Origin of the sequence: Streptomyces hilarionis (assembly GCF_024539675.1) — a bacterium.
Lineage (GTDB): Bacteria > Actinomycetota > Actinomycetes > Streptomycetales > Streptomycetaceae > Streptomyces > Streptomyces hilarionis.
On record NZ_JAHHIT010000327.1, the window covers coordinates 1 to 2554 of the forward strand.

The 2554-nt window shown below is 74.0% G+C and carries 1 protein-coding gene; it reads right to left on the reverse strand.

Annotated features, from left to right (window positions below; translation table 11 throughout):
- Nucleotides 1–2502, reverse strand: a 2502-nt coding sequence (locus KMS84_RS38350) for a sensor histidine kinase (RefSeq protein WP_256921180.1), incomplete at its 3' end; no start/stop codon positions are given.
- Nucleotides 2503–2554: the final 52 nt, after the last annotated feature.

The following is a 2554-nucleotide window of genomic DNA, read 5'->3' on the forward strand; positions in this document are numbered from 1 at the left end:
GGCGGAGCCCGCGGCCGGGGGCGGGGGAGCGGTCGGCGTCGGGACGGGATCGGCGGAACGCCCCCGCGCGTGGCCGCCGGCGGGAGCGGGCGTCGCCGCCCCCGCGGTACCGGCCGGTTCCGCGGCCCCGTCGGACGTGTCCTGCGGGTCCGCCCCGGGCGAACCCGTCGGCCCGTCCGACCCGCGTGGCCCGGACGCGGGCGTCCCGGCCGGGGAACGCGAGGGAACCGTCGCGCCCGGAGTACCGCGGACCGGAAGGGAGGGCAGCTCCCGCCCGCTCCCGGAATCGGGGTGTTCCCGCGGCCGGGGCGACGCCTGCTCCCGCTCCCGGCCCCGCCGCCGCTCCGGGCCGGCACCGTGCGCCCCGGTTCCGGCGGTCGTGGCCGGGGCCGCGGCGGATTCCTCCCGGGTCCCGACGGCCGTGCTCCCCGTCGTGTCCGCGGCCTGCGCGTCGCGCGCCGGGTCCGACGGCCTCTCGTCCCCGGGCGGCGGGCCCGCCTGCGGCCGCCGGGCGCCCGAGGCCGCCGGGTCCCCGGGCAGGTCGTCCGTCCGGGGCCGGTCGCCGGGCGTATCGGGGACCACGATGTCGTGCGGGACGAGCACGATCGCGGTGGTGCCGCCGTACGGCGAGGAGCGCAGGGTGACGCCGATCCCGTGCCGGGTCGCGAGCCGGGCCACCACGAACATGCCCAGCCGCAGGTCGTCGGCGAGCGCCACCACGTCGAACTGCGGAGGAACCGCCAACTGCTCGTTGAACGACGCGTAGTCCTCCTCGGACATGCCGAGCCCGCGGTCCTCCACCTCGATCGCCAGCCCCTTCGCCACCAGCGTCGCCCGGACCCCGACCGGGGAGGGGGCGGGCGAGTAGGAGGTCGCGTTGTCGATGAGCTCGGCCAGCAGATGGATGACGTCCGCCACGGCCGGCGGCGCGATGGACACCTCCTCCTCGGTGTGCACCTCCACCCGCCGGTACTCGGCGACCTCTCCGACGGCGCTGCGCAGGATGTCGACCAGCGCCACCGGCTCCGCCCAGCTGCGTCCCGGCCGGCCGCCGCTGATGATCACGAGGTTCTCCTCGTAGCGGCGCAACTGACTTGCCGTGGAGTCGAGTTCGTACAGTCCGTTGAGCACGTCGGGGTCCTGGTGCTGACGCTCCAGCGCGTCGAGCTTGCTGAGCTGGAGGTTGACCAGGTTCTGGCTCTGCCGGGCGATGCCCAGGATGACCTTCTCGAAGCCGCGCCGGGTGTCGGCGAGTTCCACCGCGGTGTGCACGGCGGTGCGCTGCGCGGTGTTGAACGCCTTCGCCACCTGGCCGAGTTCGTCGGTTCCGTAGTCGAGCGGCGGGGTCTCCGCGTCCGCGTCGACCGTCTCGCCCCGGTCCAGCCGGGCCACCACGTCGGGCAGCCGCTCGTGCGCCAGGCTCAGCGTGGCCATCCGCAGCCCGTGCAGCCGCCGTGACAGGGAGCGGGTGATCCGCCAGGACATGCCGATGCACACCAGCAGCGCGAGGAGACCCCCGGCGCTCAGCGAGGCGGCCTTGATCAGCAGGCCGCGGGAGTCGTCCGCGCTGTGCTGCAACAAGGTCGCGGTCTGCTGCCGGATCAGCCGCGAGTACTGGTCGGAGACGTCGATGAGCGCGGCGCGCCACGCCTTCCGCACGTCGGGCAGCACGATGTCGCCGCCGTCGCCCGGCTTCGCGCGCGCGGCGAGCACCTTGTTCTCGACGGCCTCCAGCGTCTGCCACTGGTAGCTCGTCAGGATCCGCTCGGTGTCCGCCTTCGCGTCACCGGTGAGCGAGGGGACGATCTGGTCCTGCACCAGCCAGCGGCGGCTGTTCACCAACTGCGCGAACTGGGCCCAGGTCCTCTCGTCCATCCGGCCCCTGGGCCCCGCCAGGGTGAGCTGAAGGTCCTCCTCGGAGACGAGCTCGGCCGCGTGCTCCAGGGCCACCAGCGGACCGGCCTGCGAGGTGAGGTCGCCGTCGTCGACCTGGGACAGCTCCTGGAAGGCGTGGATCTGGTCGTCGATGATGGACGTGTACTGGTCCAGGGCCTGGGCGGCGGTGATGTCGACGGGGTCGTCCACCTGACCACGGTAGTACTCCAGGCTGCCGACGGAGGCGACGACCGAGTAAAGCCGGTCACGGACGCGGGCGGGCGCCTTCTGGATGTCGTCCGCCCGCGAGACCAGCTTGGCGACGGCCTCGTCCGTCCGCGTGCGCTGGGCCTCCAGCGGGGCCCGGGAGCCGCCGGGCCCGGAGGCCAGCCACACCGCAGACAGACTGCGCTCCTGTTGCAGCGCGAGCGTCGCCTCGGTGCCCATGGCGCCCGTGGACCGGCTCAGTTCCGTCTGCGCGCGCAGACGGAGCCCCTCGGTGAACATCTGGGTCGTCGTCACGGCCCACATGGCGGTGAGGGTGACGCCGGGCACCAGCGCCAGCAGGATCAGGGAGAGACGTATGGAGCCGAGACGGCGGCGCCTGGCGCCTGACCGTGGAGACATGGCCGTCCTAGGAGCGATCAGCGAGGGGGAGGGGAGGAGAGGAGCGGGGGAG